Here is a 21,087-nt window from a genome sequence, read left to right as displayed (position 1 = left end):
GTGCATGGAGGGAACCATGGCCGAGTTCACGCTCGAGCTCAACGACGACCAGAAGCAGGTCCGTGACTGGCTGCACGGATTCGCGGCCGAGGTGATCCGGCCGGCCGCTTCGGAGTGGGACGAGCGTGAGGAAACGCCCTGGCCCGTCATCCAGGAGGCGGCGAAGGTAGGCATCTACTCCCTGGACTTCTACGCGCAGCAGTTCTTCGACCCTACGGGGCTCGGCATCCCCATGGCGATGGAGGAGCTCTTCTGGGGTGACGCGGGCATCGCCCTGTCGATCGTCGGTACGGGCCTGGCGGCCGTCGGCGTCCTCGCCAACGGCACCGAGGAGCAGATCGGCACCTGGATCCCGCAGATGTACGGTGACGCCGACGACGTGAAGGTCGCCGCCTTCTGCTCCTCCGAGCCGGACGCGGGCTCCGACGTCGCCTCGATGCGTACCCGCGCGGTGTACGACGAGGCCAAGGACGAGTGGGTCCTCAACGGCACCAAGACCTGGGCGACCAACGGGGGCATCGCCAACGTCCACGTCGTCGTCGCCGTCGTCGACCCCGAGCTGGGCTCCAAGGGCCACGCCTCCTTCATCGTCCCGCCGGCCACCCCCGGTCTCTCGCAGGGGCAGAAGTTCAAGAAGCACGGCATCCGCGCCTCGCACACGGCCGAGGTCGTCCTCGAGGACGTCCGCGTCCCCGGCCATTGCCTGCTCGGCGGCAAGGAGAAGCTCGACGAGCGCCTCGCCCGGGCTCGCGAGCGCGCCAGGGCCGGCGGTGGCGAGCGGGTCAAGAACGCGGCCATGGCGACCTTCGAGGCCTCCCGCCCGGCCGTCGGCGCCATGGCGGTCGGCACCGCCCGCGCCGCCTACGAGGTCGCGCTCGACTACGCGAAGACGCGGACCCAGTTCGGCCGCCCGATCATCGACAACCAGGGCATCGCCTTCCAGCTGGCCGACATGCGTACGCAGATCGACGCCGCACGGCTGCTCGTCTGGCGCGCCTCCTGGATGGCGAGCGCCGGTAAGCCGTTCACCGCGGCCGAGGGCTCGATGTCCAAGCTCTACGCGAGCGAGACGGCCAAGACGGTCACCGCCCAGGCCGTGCAGATCCTCGGCGGCAACGGCTTCACCCGTGAGTACCCGGTCGAGCGCATGCACCGGGACGCCGCGATCTACACCATCTTCGAGGGCACGAGCGAGATCCAGCGCCTGGTCATCGCCCGCACCCTGTCGGGGATGCCGATCCGCTAGTGCCGCAGCAGGCAACGTTCGCCCCGTCGCGACGCCCGGCACGCACTCTCGCCGCACCGGCCGAAAGCCCGAGTACGTCCAGTACGAGGACTTCCGGCCGGCACACCGAGAGCACGCACCGAACGCCGCTCCTTGACGGGCAAACATTGCCTGCCGCGGCACTAGTGACACGGCGGGGCCGGACCGTATGCCGGTCCGGCCCCGCCGTGCTGTCCGCAGTGTCACCGAGGCAGCTGCGCCTCGACGGCCGCGACGACCTCGGGTGCCTCCGGCTCGGTGCGGGGGCGGATCCGGGCGACCGGCTCGCCGGCCGGGGAGATCAGGAACTTCTCGAAGTTCCACTGGACGTCCCCGGCCGCACCCTCGGCGTCGTCGAGCTTCGTCAGCTCCGTGTACAGCGGGTGCCGGTTCTCGCCGTTGACGTCGATCTTCTCCAGCAGCGGGAAGCTGACCCCGTACGTAGTCGAGCAGAACGTCTGGATCTCCTCCGCGGTGCCCGGCTCCTGGCCCGCGAACTGGTTGCAGGGCACTCCGAGAACGGTGAAACCACGGTCCGCGTACTCCTTCTGGAGCCTCTCCAGGCCGGCGTACTGCGGAGTGAGCCCGCACTGGGAAGCGACGTTCACCAGCAGGACCGCCGAGCCCTCGTAGGCGCCCAGGGTGGTCGGTTCACCGGCGAGCGTGCGGAGCGGGATGTCGTGCAGCGTCATGGGATATCTCCTCGGTGGCTTGGCGTCCCCCTCATTGTGACGGCCCCCGCGGGGAAGCCTCCCGCGGGTCGAGCGTCCGGTAGTAGTACGTGGTCGCCCTGAGCGCGCCGTACGGGTCCGCCGCGTAGTCCGGTACGGAGCCGCAGGGTGTCCAGCCCGCCGAGCGGTAGAGCCTCTCGGCGTCGCTTCCCGTCTCGGTGTCCAGGACCAGCAGTGTCAGCCCCTGATCGGCTGCGGACCGTTCGACCGCGCTGAGGAGGGCCCGGCCGACCCCCCTGCCCCGTGCCGACGGCCTGACCACGAGCTTCGTCACCTCCGCGCGGTGGCGGGCGTTGGGCATGGGTGCCTTGACCAGGCTGATCGTGCCCGCCAGCCGCTCGTCGTCCCGGGCGATCCAGACCTGGTGGCTTCCCGCCTCGACGGCGGCGGCCCGCTCCCGCCACCAGACGGCCGCCGCCTCGCGGTCCAGCGGGGCGAGGAACCCGACCGAGGCCCCGCCCTCCACGGCCTCGATCAACAGGGCGGCGAGCTCATCGGCGTACGTGATCAGCTCGGGGCCGGAAACGGGGACGATCTCGGTCATGAAGCGGGTCCTTTCACATTCACGGCAGGACAGAGGAGGTGAGGCCGTGTCAGGCTGATGAACTCTTCGGTGGGGCGATGGCCGTCTTCGAAGGCATCGCGGCCAGCGCCAAGGACGACCTGTTCGTCTCCACGCGCGACTACCTGTTCAAGTTCAGTCTGACGGGCTGGGGCTGGGTGCATCTCATCCTGGGGATCGTCCTCGTCATCTGGGCGCTGTGTGCGGGGCCGCGGAAGGCCGGTCGAGCCTGAGCGCGAGGACGTACGAGACGACGACCGAGACGATCACGAGCGGCATGACGGTGATGCCCTCGGAACCCAGCAGCAGCGTGGCCAGCAGGACCGACGTCATCGGCAGCTTGAGCATCGCCACGCACATGGCTCCGATCCCCATCGCGAAACCCGAGGTGGCGTCCAGGCCGGGCAGGTGCGAGAGCGCCAGCCCGCCCGCCGCCCCCAGGAACATCGAAGGGAAGATGGGGCCGCCCCTGAAGGCGCTCAGTGACGCGGAGTACGCGAGTGCCTTGCAGACGGCCAGCAGGAGGAGCGTCCCCACCGTGTACGTGGCGTCCTCGGCGAGCAGACCGCCGAGGGCGTCCTGGCCCGAGTAGAGCACCTCGGAGGCGTTCCTTCCCGTGCTCTCGGCGTAGAGCAGTGCGAGTACGCCCACGGTCAGGCCCATCATCACGGTCGCGATCACCCGCCGCTGCCCGACCCGCCCCTGCAGGGACAGGGAAAGCCTCCTGACGCCCGTGCCAACGAGGGCCGCCGCGGCCCCGAGGGCGATGGCCCAGCCGAACTCGGCAACCGTGGGCTGGGGGGCGTGCGGGACATGGGGGAGGGTCAGCGAGTACGTGCCGAGCCCGGTCCACGATCCCAGGCCGATGAAGATGAGCGACCCGATGCCCGAAGCGAGGAGTCCCGGTACGAGCACGAGGCCGAGCGTCATCCCGGCGAGGCCGGACGCCTCCATCAGCAGGAACGCGCCGAGGAGCGGGGACCCCAGAAGGGCGCTGACGGCGGCGAAGCTCCCCGCCGCCGCCACCATCGCGGCCGCGCTGGGCGCCAGGCCCGGCTTCAGCAGCCGGGCCGCACCGACGGCCAGCCCGCCGCCGAGGGCGATGAGCGGGGCCTCGGGGCCGAGGACCGCGCCGAGGCCGAGGGATGCCAGTGCGGCGAGCGCGACCCCCGGCAGCTCCGAGGCGGTGGGCGCCCCCGTGTTCACGAAACCCTCGGCCGGCCTGTGCCCGCCCGTTCCCGGTAGGTGGCGAACCGCCAGTGCGGTCAGCAGACCCGCGACGGCGAGCAGCGGGATCGGCCACCACGACGGCGTACTCCCGAAGCCCAGCGCGTGGGGCAGATCCTTGTAGGTCAGGGACTGGATCTCGTGGACGAGTGCCAGGAAGCCGAACGCCGCGGCGGAGATCGGGACTCCCAGGGCCGCCACGATGACGAGAAGGACCGCGTACGCGCGGGTGCGCACCACGGCGAGAGGATCCGGCTGCTCGGTCGCGGGTGCTGTCCCCTGTTCGGCCGGCATCGTCATGGTCTCCTCCGCGTCGGGCCCCGGCCGGAACACGCTGTCCCGCCGGGATCCACACGGTGATACCACGATGTGGCGTTATGTCCGCGATGTACCCGCTGTGGAGGAGTGACGATTCGGACCGTGCTCCCGCACGTGGCCACGCCGCGGCGGGGCCGGCCGAGCGAAGGGGAGCTCCGGCTTGAGATGATCCTCCGGTGGAGTCCCCCGAGCCCTTTCCCGGCTTTCCCGAACCGCCGGCCGAGCCGGAGCGGCCGGCCCCCCGCCGGCCGGTGCGCTGCGCACTGTGCGGGCGTCCCCTCACCGGCGCGGAATCACGCCGTACCGGACTCGGCCCGGCCTGTGACGCCAAGCTGCACCCGGCAGGGCCGGACATCCGGACCCGCCGCCACGAGGTCGATCAGGACCCGCTGCCCGGCACCTGAGCGGCCCCGGGCGCCCGGTCTACGCGCCCTCCAGACGGCGGAACAGCCCCTCCTGCACCACGGACACCAGCAACTGCCCCTGACGGTCGTAGATCCGCCCCCTGGCGAGCCCGCGGCCACCCGTGGCGATCGGCGACTCCTGGTCGTAGAGGAACCACTCGTCCGCCCGGAACGGCCGGTGGAACCACATGGCGTGGTCCAGCGAGGCCATGTCGAAGCCGCGCGGGCCCCACAGCGGCTCGACCGGGATGCGTACCGCGTCCAGCAGCGTCATGTCGCTCGCGTACGTCAGCGCACAGGTGTGCACGAGCGGATCGTCGCCCAGCGGCCCGACCGCGCGCATCCACACCGCGCTGCGCGGGTCCGCGTCCTTGATCTCCTCGCGCGTCCAGCGCAGCCGGTCGACATAGCGGATGTCGAAGGGCTGGCGCCGGGCCATCCGCTCCAGCGCCTCCGGCAGACCGCCCAGGTGCTCGCGTACCTCGTCGGCGACCGTCGGCAGCTCCTCCGGACCGGGCACGACGCGGGCCGGCGGCAGCTGGTGCTCGAAGCCGGCCTCCTCCGGACGGTGGAAGGACGCCGTCAGATTGAAGATCGTCCGCCCCTGCTGCACGGCCGTGACCCGGCGCGTGGTGAAGGACCGGCCGTCCCGCACCCGCTCCACGTCGTAGACGATCGGCACGCCGGGCCGGCCGGGACGCAGGAAGTAGGCGTGCAGCGAGTGGACGGGACGGTCCCCGTCGGTCGTGCGGCCGGCCGCGACCAGAGCCTGGCCCGCGACCTGCCCGCCGAAGACCCGCTGGAGGGACTCGTCGGGGCTGCGGCCACGGAAGATGTTGACCTCGATCCGCTCCAGGTCGAGCAGATCGACCAGGCTTTCGGCGGGGTTCGTCATGCGGTTCTGCTCCACTCTCCTGGCAGGGGCGTCGTCACAGCTGGCCCACGGCCGTGACCCGGACGACTGCCCGGCCCTCCTCGTCGGAGGCCGCGAGATCGACCTCCGCACGAATTCCCCAGTCATGGTCGCCCGCGGGGTCGGCGAAGGCCTGCCACACCCGCCACAGACCGTGCTCCGGGTCCTCGTCGATCTTCAGCAGCTTCGGGCCGCGCGCGTCCGGGCCCGTGCCCAGGTCCTCGTGCGCGTCCCAGTAGCCGTCCATCGCCTCGCCCCAGGCGTCCTCGTCCCAGCCGCTGTCGGCATCCAGCTCGCCCAGGTCACGGACCCGGTCCAGGGCGGCCAGCTCCACCCGGCGGAACATCGCGTTGCGCACCAGGACACGGAAGGCACGGGCGTTGGCCGTGACCGGCTTGACCTCCTCGGCACGCTCCTGCGCCTGCTCGGCCGTCTCCACCTCCGGATTGGCCAGCTGCTCCCACTCGTCCAGCAGACTGGAGTCCACCTGACGCACCATCTCGCCCAGCCAGGCGATCAGATCCTCCAGGTCCTCGGACTTCAGATCGTCCGGGATGGTGTGCTCCAGCGCCTTGTACGCACTCGCCAGATAGCGCAGCACGATGCCCTCGGTGCGGGCCAGCTCGTAGTTCGAGGTGAACTCCGTGAACGTCATCGCCCGTTCGTACATGTCCCGGATCACCGACTTCGGAGACACCGGGTGGTCACCGACCCACGGGTGGCTCGTGCGGTACACGTCGTACGCGTGCCAGAGCAGCTCGCTCAGCGGCTTGGGGTACGTGACCTCCTGGAGCCGCTCCATCCGCTCCTCGTACTCGACACCGTCCGCCTTCATCTGCCCGACGGCCTCACCCCGCGCCTTGTTCTGCTGGGCGGCCAGAATCTGCCGCGGGTCGTCCAGCGTCGACTCGACGACCGAGACCATGTCCAGGGCGTACGAAGGGGATTCGGCGTCCAGCAGGTCGAAGGCGGCCAGCGCGAACGTCGACAGCGGCTGGTTGAGCGCGAAGTTCTGCTGGAGGTCGACGGTGAGCCGTACGATCCTGCCCTCGGCGTCGGGCGTGTCCAGTTGCTCGACGACACCGCCGTCGAGCAGCGAACGGTAGATCGCGATGGCACGGCGGATGTGCCTCAGCTGAGCCCTGCGCGGCTCGTGGTTGTCCTCGAGCAGATGGCGCATCGCCGCGAAGGCGTTTCCCGGGCGGGCGATCACCGCGAGCAGCATCGTGTGCGTGACCCGGAAGCGGGAGGTCAGCGGCTCGGGGTCGGACTGGATCAGCTTGTCGAAGGTCGTCTCCGACCAGGCGACGAAGCCCTCGGGGGCCTTCTTCCGGACCACCTTGCGCTTCTTCTTGGGGTCGTCGCCCGCCTTCTTGACGGCCTTCTCGTTCTCGATGACATGCTCGGGGGCCTGCGCGACGACGAAGCCCGCAGTGTCGAATCCGGCCCGGCCCGCCCGGCCCGCGATCTGATGGAACTCGCGGGCGCGCAGGGTGCGCACGCGGGTGCCGTCGTATTTGGTGAGCGCCGTGAACAGCACCGTACGGATGGGGACGTTGACACCGACGCCCAGCGTGTCCGTGCCGCAGATGACCTTCAGCAGACCCGCCTGCGCGAGCTTCTCGACGAGGCGGCGGTACTTGGGGAGCATGCCCGCGTGGTGCACCCCGATCCCGTGCCGCACGTAACGGGAGAGGTTCTGGCCGAACTTGGTGGTGAAGCGGAAGCTGCCGATCAGGTCGGCGATCTTCTCCTTCTCCTCCTTCGTGCACATGTTGATGCTCATCAGCGACTGAGCCCGCTCCACCGCTGTGGCCTGCGTGAAGTGCACGATGTAGACGGGCGACTGCCGGGTGTCCAGGAGCTCGGTGAGCGTCTCCGTGATCGGCGTCAGCCGGTACTCGTAGCTCAGCGGCACCGGCCGGGTCGCGGAACGCACCACGGACGTCGGGCGGCCGGTACGGCGGGTCAGATCCCCCTCGAACATCTTGACGTCGCCGAGGGTCGCCGACATCAGCACGAACTGTGCCTGCGGGAGCTCCAGGATCGGGATCTGCCAGGCCCAGCCACGGTCCTGCTCCGCGTAGAAGTGGAACTCGTCCATCACGACCTGGCCGATGTCGGCGTACTTGCCGTCACGCAGCGCGATCGACGCGAGCACCTCGGCGGTGCAGCAGATGACCGGGGCGTCGGCGTTGACCGAGGCGTCGCCGGTCAGCATGCCGACGTTCTCCGTGCCGAAGAGCTTGCACAGGTCGAAGAACTTCTCCGAGACCAGCGCCTTGATGGGCGCGCTGTAGAACGTGACCTTGTCCTGGGCCAGCGCGGTGAAGTGCGCACCCGCCGCGACCAGGCTCTTCCCGGAGCCCGTGGGCGTGGAAAGGATCACGTTCGCCCCGGAGACCACCTCGATCAGCGCCTCCTCCTGAGCCGGATAGAGGGTGATGCCCTGCGATTCGGTCCATGACGAGAAGGCCTCGAAGAGGGCGTCCGGGTCTGCGGTCGGGGGCAGCTGATCGATAAGGGTCACGCCCCCATCTTGCATGCCCCCGGCCCGGATGAGGGAACCGGAGGATCCGGCGAAGATCACGGACGATACGCTTCCCACTCAACTCGGCCGCCTCACACAGACAATGGCGGCACGGCCTGGACACACGGCCGAATCACGATGGGGCGGGAACAGCCATGATGGGACCGGCACACTCTCTGTCAGGGGCAGCGGCCTGGCTGGGGGTGGGTGCCGCGGCCGCTGCCGCGGGCCACACGATGCCCTGGCCCGTCCTGGTCGTGGGTGCCCTGATCACCGCGGGCGCGGCGCTCGCCCCGGACCTCGACCACAAGTCGGCCACCATCTCCCGGGCCTTCGGACCGATCTCCAAGGGTCTCTGCGAGATAGTCGACAAGCTCTCGTACGCCGTCTACAAGGCGACCCGGGGCGCGGGTGACCCGCGCAGGACCGGCGGTCACCGCACCCTCACCCACACCTGGCTCTGGGCGGTGCTGATCGGCGCCGGAGCCTCGGCCGCGGCCGTCTTCGGCGGCCGGTGGGCGGTCCTCGGCATCCTCTTCGTCCACCTCGTGCTCGCCGTGGAAGGCCTGCTGTGGCGGGCGGCCCGGGTCTCCAGCGACGTCCTCGTGTGGCTGCTGGGCGCGACCAGCGCGTGGATCCTCGCCGGAGTGCTCGACCAGCCGGGCAACGGTTCCGACTGGCTGTTCGCCGCGCCCGGCCAGGAGTACCTGTGGCTCGGACTCCCCATCGTGCTCGGCGCGCTCGTCCACGACATCGGCGACGCCCTGACCGTCTCGGGCTGCCCGATCCTCTGGCCGATACCGTTGGGCCGCAGGCGCTGGTACCCGCTCGGTCCGCCGAAGGCCATGCGGTTCCGGGCCGGCAGCTGGGTGGAGCTCAAGGTGCTGATGCCCGTCTTCATGATCCTCGGAGGCGTGGGCGGCGCGGCGGCGCTCAACGTCATCTGAGGGCTGCCCCGTGATCCCGGCGCTCTCCGGGGGCGGCGTGCCCTCCGCCGTAGCACCATGGCCGCATGCTGCTCGCCAGGCTCGCCCGTGTGTCCCTGGAGGTCGCCGCGACCTCGGCCCGAACCCGGAAGACCGCCCTGCTGGCCGGCCTCTTCCGGGAGGCGGGGCCGGACGACGTCCCGGTCGCCATCCCGTATCTCGCCGGCCGCCTCCCGCAGGGGCGGCTCGGGATCGGCTGGAGCGCCCTGCGCCACGACGTGACGCCCGCCGACGACCCCACGCTGACCGTGACGGAGACCGACGCGGAGCTGACAGCGATCGGAGCCCTCAGCGGCCCTGGCTCGCAGGCAGCCCGCAGAGAGAGTCTGACACGGCTGCTCGGCGCCGCCACCGCCGAAGAACAGCGCTTCCTGCGCGCACTGCTCACCGGTGAGGTGCGGCAGGGCGCCCTGGACGCCGTCGCCGCCGACGCCCTCGCCGACGCGGCCGGAGCACCGCCCGCCGAGGTGCGGCGCGCCGTCATGCTCGCCGGATCCCTCGGACCCGTCGCCCGTACCCTGCTCGCCGAGGGGCCCGGGGGCCTCGCCTCCTTCCGGCTCACCGTCGGGCGCCCGGTCCAGCCCATGCTGGCGCACACCGCCGCCTCCGTGACCGAGGCGATCGACCGGCTGGGGCCCTGCGCGGTCGAGGAGAAGCTGGACGGCATCCGCGTACAGGTGCACCGTGACGAGGCGGGCATCCGCGTCTACACCCGCACGCTCGACGACATCACCGACCGGCTCCCCGAACTCGCCGGGGCGGTGAGCGCCTTCCCTGCCGACCGGTTCATCCTGGACGGAGAGGTGATCGCGCTCGGCGCCGACGGGAGGCCGCGGCCGTTCCAGGAGACAGCCGGGCGGGTGGGCTCCCGGCGCGATGTCGCCACCGCGGCGGGCGCCGTTCCCGTGGTCCCCGTCTTCTTCGACGCGCTGTCCGTCGACGGACGTGAGCTCCTCGACCTCCCTTTCGCCGAACGCCACCGGGAACTGGCCGCACTGGTCCCCGAACCGATGCGTGTACGGCGTGTCACCGTGGACGACCCCACGGACGAGCCGCGGCGCGAGGCCGCGCTGGCGTTCTTCGAGGCCACGCTGGCCCGCGGGCACGAGGGCGTCGTCGTCAAGGGCGGCACTGCGGCGTACAGCGCCGGCCGCAGGGGTGCCTCCTGGCTGAAGGTGAAACCCGTGCACACCCTGGACCTCGTGGTGCTCGCCGCCGAATGGGGCCACGGCAGACGCACGGGGAAGCTCTCCAACCTGCATCTGGGCGCCCGCCGTGAGGACGGCACGTTCGCGATGCTGGGCAAGACTTTCAAAGGGCTCACGGACACCGTGCTCACCTGGCAGACCGGACGCCTCCAGGAGCTGGCCACCGGCGACGACGGACATGTGGTGACGGTGCGCCCGGAACTCGTCGTGGAGATCGCCTACGACGGACTGCAGAGCTCCACGCGCTACCCGGCAGGTGTCACGCTGCGGTTCGCCCGTGTCCTGCGCTACCGCGAGGACAAGCGGGCCGAGGAGGCCGACACGGTCGGCACGGTGCTCTCCCGCCGGACATGACTCCGGCCCCTGCCCGCGTGGCCGGGGCCGGGGGACAGGGGCCGGGGCAGGGCTCAGCCGCGGGTCTGCGCGCCCGCCGTGTGCGCGCGGATCTCCTCCGGGGTGAGATAGGCGTCGGTGTACTCGAAGTCGCGCAGAGTGGCCTCCTTGCGGGCCTGGAACCCCGTGCGCACGAAGTCGTCACCGGCGATCGCGTTGAGCAGCCAGTTGGTCATGACACGGGTCTTCGCGACATTCGTCCGAAGCGCCGCCCAGTGGTAACCGCGCGCCGCGGCCTGGGCCGGCAGGCCCCTCAGCTCGATGCCCAGCGGCTTGGACACCGCGTCCATGCCACCCAGGTCCACGACCAGGCCGAGGTCCTTGTGGACGTACGGCTGCAGTGGACGGCCACGCAGCGACGCGATGATGTTGTCCGCGAGCTTGCGGCCCTGGCGCATGGCGTGCTGAGCGGTGGGCGGACAGATCGCTCCGTCGCCCTTGGCCAGATCCGGCACCGCCGCCGCGTCGCCGAGCGCGAACACCCCGTCGCTGCCGGGCAGAGTCATCTCCGGTGTCACGGCGAGCCGCCCGCGCACCGTCTCGGCGTCCAGGGTGGCGACCAGCGGACTGGCCGCCACGCCCGCGGTCCAGATCAGCGTGCGGCAGGGCAGCACCCGGCCGTCCGTGAACGTCACCTTGTCGGGGCCCGCCTCGGCCACGGAGACACCGAGCGAGACCTCGATCCCGCGCCTGCGCAGGATCTCGAGGGCGCTGAGGCCGAGCTTGTCGCCGAGCTCCGGCATGAGCTTGGGCGCGATGTCGATCAGATGCCACTTGATCAGCTTGGGGTCCAGCCTGGGGTAGTGCTTGACGGCGTTGGTGGTCAGGAGCTGCAGACACGCGGCGGTCTCCGTGCCGGCGTACCCGCCGCCCACCACCACGAACTGCAGCCGGGACGCCCGCTCCTCCTCGTCGTGACTGGCGTCGGCCAGATCGAGCTGGGAGATGACGTGGTCCCGGATGTAGGCCGCCTCGGCCAGGGTCTTCATGCCCCGGGCGTTGTCGACCAGCCCCGGGATGTCGAAGGTCCGGGTGACGCTGCCCGCAGCCATCACGAGGTAGTCGTACGGCTCGTTCACGATCTCGTCCGTGATCTTGCGGACGACGCAGACCTTCGCCTTCGTGTCCACCCCGATGGCCCCGCCCGGCACGATCCGGGTGCGGTGACGCCTGCTGCGTCGCAGGGACACGGCGACCGACTGGGGGGTGAGCACCCCTGAGGCGACCTGGGGAAGCAACGGCAGGTACAGCTGGTACGAGAACGGGGTGACGAGCGCGATGTCCGCCTCGCCCGGAGCGAGGGTGCGCTCCAGCCGGCGTACGCACTCGACCCCGGCAAAGCCGGCGCCGACAACGAGAATCCTGGGTCGTGCCACGGTGTGCGTCCCTTCTCGGGTTTACGCGGTCATCGCTCGCCTGCCCCGTATCCGAGGCCAGTCACTCCCTCATCCTCACCGGAGGGGACCGAGTTCGCCTCCTGTGCGGGGGGACCCGGCCGCCGGGACGGTGACACGCGGCAGGACCCCGCCCCGGGACGCCGGGCGGCGCCGCGGCCGCTCAGCCGTGCCAGGAACGCCACAGCGCCGCGTACGCGCCGTCCGCGGCCACCAGTTCGTCGTGGCTGCCCAGCTCGCTGATCCGGCCCTCCTCGACCACCGCGATCACATCCGCGTCGTGCGCGGTGTGCAGACGGTGCGCGATCGCCACCACCGTACGGCCGTCCAGCACCCGCGCCAGCGAACGCTCCAGGTGACGGGCGGCCCGCGGGTCCAGCAGCGACGTCGCCTCGTCCAGCACCAGCGTGTGCGGGTCCGCCAGGACGAGCCTGGCCAGGGCGATCTGCTGCGCCTGCGCGGGGGTGACGGCCAGGCCGCCCGAGCCGACCTCCGTGTCCAGCCCGCCGTCGAGGGCCTTCGCCCAGCCCTCCGCGTCCACCGCTGCCAGCGAAGCCCACAGCTCCGCGTCCCCGGCGTCCGTACGGGCCAGCAGGAGGTTGTCCCGCAGAGAACCCACGAACACGTGGTGCTCCTGGTTGACGAGAGCGACATGGGTCCGCACCCGCTCCGCCGTCATCCGGGACAGCTCGGCGCCGCCGAGCGAGACCGAACCCTCCCGGGGCGCGTAGATCCCCGCCAGCAGTCTCCCCAGCGTGGACTTGCCCGCCCCTGACGGCCCGACCAGCGCGATCCGCGTACCCGGGTCGACGGCGAGCGACACGTCGTGCAGGACGTCGACGCCCGCGCGGTAGCCGAAGCGCACCTCCTCGGCCCGCACCTCCCGGCCGTCAGGACCGACCAGGTCGTCGCCCGCGTCCGGCTCGATCTCCCGTACGCCGACGAGCCTCGCCAGCGACACCTGGGCGACCTGCAGCTCGTCGTACCACCGCAGGATCAGACCGATCGGGTCCACCATCATCTGCGCCAGGAGCGCCCCCGTCGTCAGCTCCCCGACGGTGATCCAGTCCTCCATCACGAACCAGCCGCCGAGCAGCAGCACCGCACCGAGAATCGTCACGTACGTCGTGTTGATGACCGGGAAGAGCACCGAGCGCAGGAACAGGGTGTACCGCTCCCAGGCCGTCCACTCCGCGACCCGGCGGTCCGACAGTGCGATCCTGCGGGCCCCCAGCCGATGGGACTCGACGGTGCGCCCGGCATCCACGGTCTCGGCGAGCGCGGCCGCGACCGCCGCGTAGCCGGCCGCCTCCGAGCGGTACGCCGAGGGGGCCCGCCGGAAGTACCAGCGGCAGCCGGCGACCAGCACCGGAAGCGAGATCAGGACGGCGAGCGCCAGCGGCGGGGCGGTGACGGTCAGGGCGCCGAGCAGCAGCCCCACCCAGACGACACCGATCGCCAGCTGGGGCACGGCCTCACGCATGGCGTTGGCCAGCCGGTCGATGTCCGTCGTGATCCTGGACAGCAGATCACCGGTCCCGGCCCGCTCAAGGACGCCGGGCGGCAGGCCGACCGACCGTACGAGGAAGTCCTCGCGCAGATCGGCGAGCATCTCCTCACCGAGCATCGCCCCGCGCAGCCTCATGGTCCGCGTGAACACGGTCTGTACGACCAGCGCCAGGGCGAACACCGCGGCGGTGCGCTCCAGATGGAGGTCGGTGGCCCCGTTCGAGAGGTCCTCGACGAGCCCGCCGAGCAGGTAGGGGCCGGTGATGGACGCGATCACCGCGACCGCGTTGGTGGCGACCAGGACCGCGAACGGCCTGCGGTGACGCCGTAGCAGGGCGCGTACATACGTCCGTACGGTCGTCGGCGTACCGACCGGCAGCGTCGTCGCCGACCGCGGTGCGGCCGGGTCGTACTCCGGTGGTGCCACGCCGATCATGCTCGCTCCTCGATTTCCTCTGCCACCCGGGCCGGCCGGAGGCCGTCCGTCACGGTGGTCCCGTCCGGCGCCACGGCCTCGTCCTCGGTCTCACGGGTCACGACCGCCCGGTACCGCGGTTCGTCCCGCAGTAGTTCGCGGTGTGTGCCCACCGCCACGACCGTGCCCCCGTGGACGAGCACGACGCGGTCGGCGAGGTCCAGCAGCAGCGGTGACGAGGCGAACGCCACCGTCGTACGGCCCCGGCGCAGGTGCTCGACACCGGCGGCGACCCTGGCCTCCGTGTGCGAGTCCACCGCGGACGTCGGCTCGTCGAGCACGAGCGCCTCCGGGTCGGTGACCAGCGAACGGGCCAGTGCCAGCCGCTGCCGCTGCCCACCCGAGAGCGATCTGCCGCGCTCGGTGATCCGGGTGTTCATCGGATCTCCGTCCGCGTCGACGGATGCCTGCGCCAGCGCGTCGAGCACGTCACCGCACCGGGCGGCGGCCAGCGCCTCCTCGGCCGTCACGCCCCCCGAGGACGGGACGTCCAGCAGCTCCCGCAGCGTCCCGGAGAGCAGCACCGGGTCCTTGTCCTGCACCAGCACCGCGGCCCGTGCCGAGTCGAGCGGCAGCTCGTCCAGGGGCACACCGCCGAGCAGCACCGAGGGGGCCGGGACGGAGGCGTCGTCGTCCGGCTCGGCGTGGCCGCCGAGCCGCTCCGCCAGCCGCCCCGCCTCGTCGGGATCGCCGCAGACCACGGCGGTGAACAGGCCCTGCGGCGCCATCAGTCCGGTCACAGGGTCGTACAGATCGCCTTGGGGCGCCGCCGCGTCCGCCGTCGGGGGGCGGGTACTGCGACGCAGGGACAGCACCCGGACGGCGCGCTGCGCGGACGGCCGCGAGAAGGAGTACGCCATGGCGATCTCCTCCACGTTGCGCAGAGGAAAGAGCATCAGAGTCGCCGCGCTGTACACGGTGACGAGCTGGCCGACGTCGATCCGGCCGTCCCGGGCCAGCGTCGCGCCGTACCAGACCAGTGAGATCAGCAGAACTCCCGGCAGGAACACCTGGATCGCCGAGATGAGCGCCCACATCCGCGCACTGCGTACGGCGGCCTTGCGGACCTCCTGCGACGCACGCCGGTAGCGATCGAGGAACAGCTCCTCGCCGCCGATGCCGCGCAGCACCCGCAGCCCGGCGACCGTGTCGGAGGCCAGCTCCGTGGCCCGGCCCGCCTTCTCACGCTGCAGATCGGCCCGGCGGGTGGCCCGGGGGAGCAGCGGCAGAACGGTCAAGGCCAGGACCGGGGTGGCGATCGCGACCAGAACACCGAGCGAGGGCAGATAGAGGACCAGCCCGACACAGATCAGTACGAGCGCGGTCGCGGCTGCCAGGAAGCGCGACAGCGCCTCGACGAACCATCCGATCTTTTCGACGTCGCCCGTGGATACCGCGACCACTTCACCGGCCGCCACCCTCCGGGTCAGCGCCGAGCCCAGCTCGGCCGTCCTGCGCGCCAGCAGCTGCTGCACCCGGGCCGCCGCGGTGATCCAGTTGGTGACCGCCGTCCGGTGGAGCATGGTGTCGCCCAGAGCGATGAGGACGCCGAGGACCACGAGGAGGACGCCGGCCACCGCGAGGTCCCGGCCGGAGCGGTCGATGACGGCCTGCACGGTGAGGCCGACGGCCAGCGGGAGGCCCGCGATCGCGCAGTGGTGGAGCAGCCCCCAGGAAAGGGACTTGAGCTGGCCGGTGAGCTGGTTCCGGCCGAGCCAGAACAGAAAACGGGGGCCTGACCGTACGTCGGGATCTCCTGGATCCGAGTACGGAAGATCGCGAATCTGCATGACGTCCCAAGAATCGGAAGCGGAGATCCGTGGCGGATCCGGTGGAGCAGTGGGGGGACCAAACCGTGCAAGGTTCGCTTCCCGCCCCCGCCCGGGGCAACCGATTATTCGGGGTGTGCGGGACCGGGCCCCGGCGTCGGGGCCCGGTCCGGCCTACTCGGCGGGCTGTTCGGAGTCCATGCCCGAGCGGGCCTTCTTCCACTCGCCTCGGGTGAAGTCCGGGATCTGCTGCGGGGCACCACCGGCCTTGATGGAGAGGTGGCTCAGCGGGACCGGCGAGGTCCAGGTGGCCGCGTCGTACACATCGAAGTCCGGGACGAGCCCGAGGCGCATGCACTGCATCAGCCGGAACACCAGCATGTAGTCCATCCCGCCGTGACCGCCGGGCGGGTCGGCGTGCTCCTTCCACAGCCAGTGGTCCCACTCCGCGTACGCGCCGAAGTCGGCCCACTCGTCGTTCGAGTGGTCCGGTTCGAGGTAGATCCGCTCGGGGTAGTCCTCGAAGACCCCCTTCGTGCCGCCGAGGCTGTTGATACGTGAGTACGGGTGAGGCGTCGACACATCGTGTTCCAGGCGTATCACCCGGCCCTTGGCTGTCTGGACGAGACTGATCGTCCGGTCGCTCTCGATGTACGTCTCCTTCCAGCTCGGGTCACCGGCCGGCATGTGCTCCTTGCGATAGGCGGCGAGACCGCGCGAGGGGGATCCGACGCTCGTGATGCTGACGGCCCGGTCGCCACGGTTGACGTCCATATAGTTGGCCACAGGGCCGAACCCGTGGTTGGGGTAGAGATCCCCGCGCAGCCGGGTGTGCCACAGCCGCCGCCAAGGGCCCTCGTAGTAGTCGGGGTCGAACATCAGCCCGCGCAGGTCGTGGTTGTACGCGCCCGCCCCGTGCAGCAGATCGCCGAAGAGGCCGGCGTGCGCCATCCGCAGCACGCGCATCTCGTTCCGGCCGTAGCAGCAGTTCTCCATCTGCATGCAGTGCCGCCGGGTCCGCTCTGAGAGGTCGACCAGCTGCCAGAGCTGGTCGAGTTGCAGGGCGACCGGACACTCGACGCCCACGTGCTTGCCGTTGAGCATGGCGGTCTTCGCCATCTCGAAGTGGAAGTCCCAAGGTGTCGCCACGTAGACGAAGTCGATGTCGCCGCGCTTGCAGAGGTTCTCGTAGTCGTCCTCGCCGTTCGTGTACACGGCGGGTGTGGGCTGACCCGCCGCGGTGACTTTCGCGGCGGCCTGTTCGGCCTTGGCCTTCACCGGGTCGCAGACCGCGACGACCCGCACCCCCGTGACGGCGAGAAAGAGATCGATCATGCTGCCGCCGCGATTGCCGAGGCCCACGATGCCGACGCGCACGGTGGAGCGCCGGTCGAAGGGGACGCCGGCCATGGTGGCGCCCTTGCGGGCGGGGGAGGCATCGGGGGCCGAGGCGGCGGCCACCGGGTTCTCGGCCGCCGACGCGGCGGTGGAGCCGAGGGTGCCCAACCCGAGTCCGACACCGGCGATTCCAGCGGCTCCGGCCGTGGTGCGAAGCACGGAACGACGGCTCATCGAGCCGTCGTCCGAGGTCAGTGGGTCCAGGTCCTGTGATGCGTCGTCATTCATCGAGCCTCCAGAAAAGGGCGATCCGACGGTGCGCGAACGGTTCGGGAACCCGCGAGAGGCGGGCGCCCGGACCTCGGTAAGGACCCTGGACGGTGAGGCTGTTGTTGCGCAAGGGATGCGTTTGGACTCTCGCGCGTAAACCATGGACTTTGCTACGGCGGTGGCGTGGAGGGCGACGGGGCACGAGGGAACGGCCGGGCGGCGCTCGCGGAGTCAGGGACCTTGTGGAGCCGGCGAGGAACCGGCGGGCGCCCCGTTTTCAGAGGACCGGCCGGGTGGCCCGCTCCAGCTCGATCAGCGCCGAGTGGTACCGGTGGCCGGTCGCCCGGTCCATCCCGATCTCGCACATCCGGTTCGCCGACAGATAGGCGTCGTACTCCCGGGTGTTGACCTCCGCCGCCTCCTTGGCGGTCGCCGAGTCGGTGAGCTCCTTGTGCAGCATGCCGCGGTCGCCCGCGAATCCGCAGCAGCCCGCGTCGTCAGGCACGACGACCTCATCGGCGCATGCCTCGGCGAGCGTACGCAGATGTGCCACATCGCCCAGATGCTCCATCGAGCAGGTGGGATGCAGGACGGCGGAACCCGTCCTGCGGAACACGGTCAGCGAGGGCAGCAGCTCGTCGGCGGCCCAGACGAGGGAGTCGACGACAGTCAGCTCCTCGTGCAGCGCCCTGTTGTCCTCGGTGAGATACGGAACCACCTCGTGCGCCAGGCCCAGCGTGCACGACGACGCGTCGACGACCAGGGGGAGCGCGCCACCGGCCGTCCAGCCCCAGGCCGCCTCCACGACGCGGTTGGCCATGACCGCGTTGGCGGCGTCGTACCCCTTGGAGTGCCAGATCGTCGCGCAGCAGGTCCCGGCGACGTCCTCGGGGATCCACACGGTCCTGCCGGCCCGCGCGGACAGGGAGACGACGGACTCGGCGAGCGACAGCGCCTCCGTATCCTCCGGGCCCGCGAAGATGCGGTTCACACAGGCCGGGAAGTAGACCGCGCTCGCCCCCGCGCGGGAGGTCGGCGGCAGAGTGCGCGAGGCGCGGCCGGGGATCTCGGGCAGCCATTCCGGCAGCAGATCCGGGCGTACGGCCTTGCGGGCGATCCGTGTCACGGCCTCGAGCAGCCCGTCGCCGGCACGGCGGGTCACGGCGTCGGCCATGCCGAGGGCGACCCGCGCCGACGCCTCGACGATCTTGAAGCGCCGTGCGGTGAGGACCGCGACCCGCTCCTCACGCGGCGAGTGCCGGTGATGACGGAAGTCCTTCATCATCGCCCCGGTGTCGATGCCGACCGGGCACGCGAGCTTGCACGTGGAGTCGCCCGCGCAGGTGTCCACCGCGTCGTAGCCATAGGCGTCCAGCAGCCCGGCCTCGACCGGGGAGCCGGCCGGCTGCCGCATCATCTCCCTGCGCAGCACGATCCTCTGACGCGGCGTGGTGGTGAGGTCCTCACTGGGGCAGGTCGGCTCGCAGAACCCGCATTCGATGCACGGGTCGGCGACCGGCTCGACCTTGGGAATGGTCTTGAGCCCGCGCAGATGCGCCTTCGGGTCCCGGTCGAGGACGACCCTGGGCGCCAGGACCCCGTCGGGGTCGATGGCCTGCTTCGTACGCCACATCAGCTCGGTCGCGGTGGTACCCCATTCCCGTTCCAGGAAGGGCGCGATGTTGCGGCCGGTGGCGTGCTCCGCCTTCAGCGATCCGTCGAAGCGGTCGACGACGAGCGTGCAGAACTCGTCCATGAACGCGGCGTACCGGTCGACGTCGGCCGGCTTCGCCGCGTCGAAGGCGAGCAGGAAGTGCAGATTCCCGTGCGCGGCATGACCGGCGACAGCGGCGTCGAAACCATGCACGGCCTGCAGTGCGAGCAGCGCCTCGCAGGCCTCCGAGAGCCGGGACGGCGGGACGGCGAAGTCCTCGGTGATCAGCGTCGTGCCCGACGGGCGGGAGCCGCCGACGGCGGTGACGAACGCCTTGCGCGCCTTCCAGTAGCCCGAGACGCTGGCGGCGTCCCGGGTGAACTCATTGGTGACGGAGACGGCCGGAGCCACCAGATCGAGGTCCGCGACGACCGCGCCCGCGGCCTGCTCACAGGCGGACAGCGCGCTCTCGTCCGGGGCGCGGAACTCCACGAGGAGCGCCGTCGTCCCCTGTGGGAGCCCCGCCCAGTCGGAAGGAACACCCTCGACGCGGACCGAGGCGCGCAGGGTGTTGCCGTCCATCAGCTCCACCGCGATCGCTCCCGCCTCGTTGAACCGAGGCACGGCCGCAGCGGCCGCCGTGAGTGAGGGGAAGAACAGCAGAGCGGAGGAGACGTGCCGGTCCAGGGGCAGGGTGTCGAACACGACCTCGGAGATGAATCCGAAGGTGCCCTCGGACCCGACCATCAGGCCCCGCAGGATCTCCACGGGGGTCGATCCGTCGAGGAACGCGTCGAGGCGGTAGCCGTTGGTGTTCTTGATCTCGTACTTGGCGCGGATCCGGGCGGTGAGCCGCTCGTCGGCCTCGATCTCCGCCTTGAGGGACATCAGCTCCTCGCACAGGCGCGGTTCCGCGTGACGCAGCAGCTCGTCGGCCTCCGCCTCGGCCGTGTCGACCACTGTGCCGCTCGGCAGGACGAAGGTCAGGGAGGAGACCGTGCGGTACGAGTTCCTCGTGGTTCCCGCGGTCATCCCCGAGGCGTTGTTCGCCACGACACCGCCGATGGTGCAGGCGATGGCGCTGGCGGGGTCCGGTCCCAGGATCCGGCCGTGCCGGGCGAGAGCGGCGTTGGCCCGCATGACGGTGGTACCGGGCCGGATCCGGGCCCGGGCGCCACCGTCCAGGACCTCGATCCCCGTCCAGTGCCGGCGTACGTCGACGAGGATGTCCTCACCCTGCGCCTGGCCGTTGAGGCTGGTGCCCGCGGCCCGGAAGACGACACCGCGGCCGTTGCCGTGCGCGTAGGACAGGATCGCCGAAATGTCGTCGAGGCCCTCGGGGACCAGCACGACCTGCGGCAGGAAGCGATAAGGGCTGGCATCGGAGGCGTACCGCACGAGGTCGGAGACCTTCCACAGCACCCTCTCCGGACCGAGCAGTGCGGTCAGGCCGGCCCGCAGCTCCGCAGGGGTCCCCGACGCTTTCCAGCCGGGCACCCGATCGGGGGACGGGGCGCGTGCCGTACGAGGGCGCAGGGCTTCCGGCTCCGGCTCCAGCAGCGGCATCTCAGGATCCCCTCGACGGTGCGGTGCGGTGGCCGCACCGCGTGCCTCAGCAGCGGCGGCGCTCCGGCATCCCGTCGACCAGAGCGGTGAGCAGTCCGCCGAGCACCTCACGCTGTTCGGCGGTCAATGGAGCCAGGATCTCCTCCGCGGCGGCCTTGCGCGCGTCGCGCATCGAACGGAGCACGGCGCGGCCCTCTTCGGTGATCTCGATACGGACCACCCGCCGGTTGGCCGGATCAGGGGCCCGCCTCACCCGGCCACTCGCCTCCAGGCCGTCGACCAGGGTGGTCACCGCTCGTGGGACGACGTCCAGGCGCTCGGCGAGATCGGCCATCCGGGGCGGCCCCTCGTAGTGCGCCGTCGTGCGCAGAAGGCGGAACTGGGCCGGGGTGATGCCGATCGGCTCCAGCTGCCGGCTCTGGATGCGCTGGAGACGGCGGGTGAGCCGCAGCAGCTGCTCGGCGAGCATGCCGTCGGAGTCGGGGGAGTCCATGAGGGAACAATATCAGGACCTTGTTCATTGTGAATAGAGGTAACAATGAGCTAGGCTCTCAAAAGTCCGCTCCTCTGCCAGCT

At 70.9% G+C, this 21,087-nt stretch carries 16 protein-coding genes; 5 read left to right on the top strand and 11 right to left on the bottom strand.

What is annotated here, in order from left to right; translation table 11 throughout:
* Positions 1–16: 16 nt before the first annotated feature.
* Positions 17–1,246 carry an acyl-CoA dehydrogenase family protein gene (locus ACIREO_RS27375; RefSeq protein ID WP_404114825.1) on the top strand — a complete coding sequence of 410 codons (1,230 nt, stop codon included), beginning with the start codon at positions 17–19 and terminating at the stop codon, positions 1,244–1,246.
* A 221-nt stretch (positions 1,247–1,467) separates the two neighbouring features.
* Here ACIREO_RS27375 and ACIREO_RS27370 read toward each other — a convergent pair whose 3' ends face one another.
* Together ACIREO_RS27370 and ACIREO_RS27365 are read right to left on the bottom strand one after the other, a co-directional pair.
* A complete protein-coding gene (locus tag ACIREO_RS27370; protein ID WP_404114823.1) occupies positions 1,468–1,956 on the bottom strand; it encodes a glutathione peroxidase in 489 nt (162 codons plus the stop codon).
* 31 nt (positions 1,957–1,987) lie between these two features.
* Entirely contained in the window at positions 1,988–2,539 is a 552-nt protein-coding gene (locus tag ACIREO_RS27365; protein ID WP_404114821.1) for a GNAT family N-acetyltransferase, read from the bottom strand.
* A 77-nt stretch (positions 2,540–2,616) separates the two neighbouring features.
* Here ACIREO_RS27365 and ACIREO_RS27360 point away from each other — a divergent pair, with 77 nt between their 5' ends.
* On the top strand, positions 2,617–2,790 hold the full coding sequence (locus ACIREO_RS27360) for a hypothetical protein (RefSeq protein ID WP_404115103.1): 174 nt from the start codon (positions 2,617–2,619) through the stop codon (positions 2,788–2,790).
* Here ACIREO_RS27360 and ACIREO_RS27355 read toward each other — a convergent pair.
* Positions 2,744–4,078: a chloride channel protein gene (locus tag ACIREO_RS27355; protein ID WP_404115094.1), complete on the bottom strand. Its 1,335-nt coding sequence runs from the start codon at positions 4,076–4,078 to the stop codon at positions 2,744–2,746. The two genes, ACIREO_RS27360 and ACIREO_RS27355, sit on opposite strands and share 47 nt — an antisense overlap.
* Positions 4,079–4,278: 200 nt before the next feature.
* On the opposite strand from ACIREO_RS27355, the gene ACIREO_RS27350 reads away from it, so the two are divergent.
* Positions 4,279–4,506 carry a DUF6011 domain-containing protein gene (locus tag ACIREO_RS27350; RefSeq protein ID WP_404114819.1) on the top strand — a complete coding sequence of 76 codons (228 nt, stop codon included), beginning with the start codon at positions 4,279–4,281 and terminating at the stop codon, positions 4,504–4,506.
* A gap of 19 nt (positions 4,507–4,525) precedes the next feature.
* Here ACIREO_RS27350 and ACIREO_RS27345 read toward each other — a convergent pair whose 3' ends face one another.
* On the bottom strand, positions 4,526–5,401 hold the full coding sequence (locus ACIREO_RS27345; RefSeq protein ID WP_404114817.1) for an acyl-CoA thioesterase: 876 nt from the start codon (positions 5,399–5,401) through the stop codon (positions 4,526–4,528).
* Between the two features lie 34 nt (positions 5,402–5,435).
* A complete protein-coding gene (locus tag ACIREO_RS27340; RefSeq protein ID WP_404114815.1) occupies positions 5,436–7,949 on the bottom strand; it encodes a DEAD/DEAH box helicase in 2,514 nt (837 codons plus the stop codon).
* 155 nt (positions 7,950–8,104) lie between these two features.
* On the opposite strand from ACIREO_RS27340, the gene ACIREO_RS27335 reads away from it, so the two are divergent.
* Both ACIREO_RS27335 and ACIREO_RS27330 read left to right on the top strand, forming a co-directional pair.
* Positions 8,105–8,896 (top strand): metal-dependent hydrolase, encoded by a 792-nt coding sequence (locus ACIREO_RS27335; protein WP_404114813.1) that lies wholly within the window; start codon positions 8,105–8,107, stop codon positions 8,894–8,896.
* A gap of 65 nt (positions 8,897–8,961) precedes the next feature.
* Positions 8,962–10,497, top strand: coding sequence for an ATP-dependent DNA ligase (locus ACIREO_RS27330; RefSeq protein WP_404114811.1), 1,536 nt, complete (start codon positions 8,962–8,964; stop codon positions 10,495–10,497).
* 53 nt (positions 10,498–10,550) lie between these two features.
* On the opposite strand, the gene ACIREO_RS27325 is transcribed toward ACIREO_RS27330, so the two are convergent.
* From ACIREO_RS27325 to ACIREO_RS27300, 6 genes are all read right to left on the bottom strand, one after another.
* Positions 10,551–11,912 carry an NAD(P)/FAD-dependent oxidoreductase gene (locus ACIREO_RS27325; RefSeq protein ID WP_404114809.1) on the bottom strand — a complete coding sequence of 454 codons (1,362 nt, stop codon included), beginning with the start codon at positions 11,910–11,912 and terminating at the stop codon, positions 10,551–10,553.
* Between the two features lie 181 nt (positions 11,913–12,093).
* The gene (locus ACIREO_RS27320; protein ID WP_404114807.1) at positions 12,094–13,875 is read right to left on the bottom strand and encodes an ABC transporter ATP-binding protein; all 1,782 of its coding nucleotides are present in this window, start codon (positions 13,873–13,875) and stop codon (positions 12,094–12,096) included.
* Positions 13,872–15,704 (bottom strand): ABC transporter transmembrane domain-containing protein, encoded by a 1,833-nt coding sequence (locus ACIREO_RS27315; RefSeq protein ID WP_404114805.1) that lies wholly within the window; start codon positions 15,702–15,704, stop codon positions 13,872–13,874. The genes ACIREO_RS27320 and ACIREO_RS27315 overlap by 4 nt, the downstream gene beginning before the upstream one ends.
* Positions 15,705–15,857: 153 nt before the next feature.
* The gene (locus tag ACIREO_RS27310) at positions 15,858–17,309 is read right to left on the bottom strand and encodes a Gfo/Idh/MocA family protein (RefSeq protein ID WP_404114803.1); all 1,452 of its coding nucleotides are present in this window, start codon (positions 17,307–17,309) and stop codon (positions 15,858–15,860) included.
* Positions 17,310–17,568: 259 nt separating this feature from the next.
* Positions 17,569–20,511: an FAD-binding and (Fe-S)-binding domain-containing protein gene (locus ACIREO_RS27305; RefSeq protein WP_404114801.1), complete on the bottom strand. Its 2,943-nt coding sequence runs from the start codon at positions 20,509–20,511 to the stop codon at positions 17,569–17,571.
* 46 nt (positions 20,512–20,557) lie between these two features.
* A complete protein-coding gene (locus tag ACIREO_RS27300; RefSeq protein WP_404114799.1) occupies positions 20,558–21,004 on the bottom strand; it encodes a MarR family winged helix-turn-helix transcriptional regulator in 447 nt (148 codons plus the stop codon).
* Between the last annotated feature and the right edge of the window lie 83 nt (positions 21,005–21,087).

It is taken from the genome of Streptomyces sp. NPDC102441, assembly GCF_044765585.1.
Classification (GTDB): domain Bacteria; phylum Actinomycetota; class Actinomycetes; order Streptomycetales; family Streptomycetaceae; genus Streptomyces.
The sequence above is the reverse complement of the archived record's forward strand: the minus strand, read 5'-3'. Positions and strand labels throughout refer to the sequence as shown.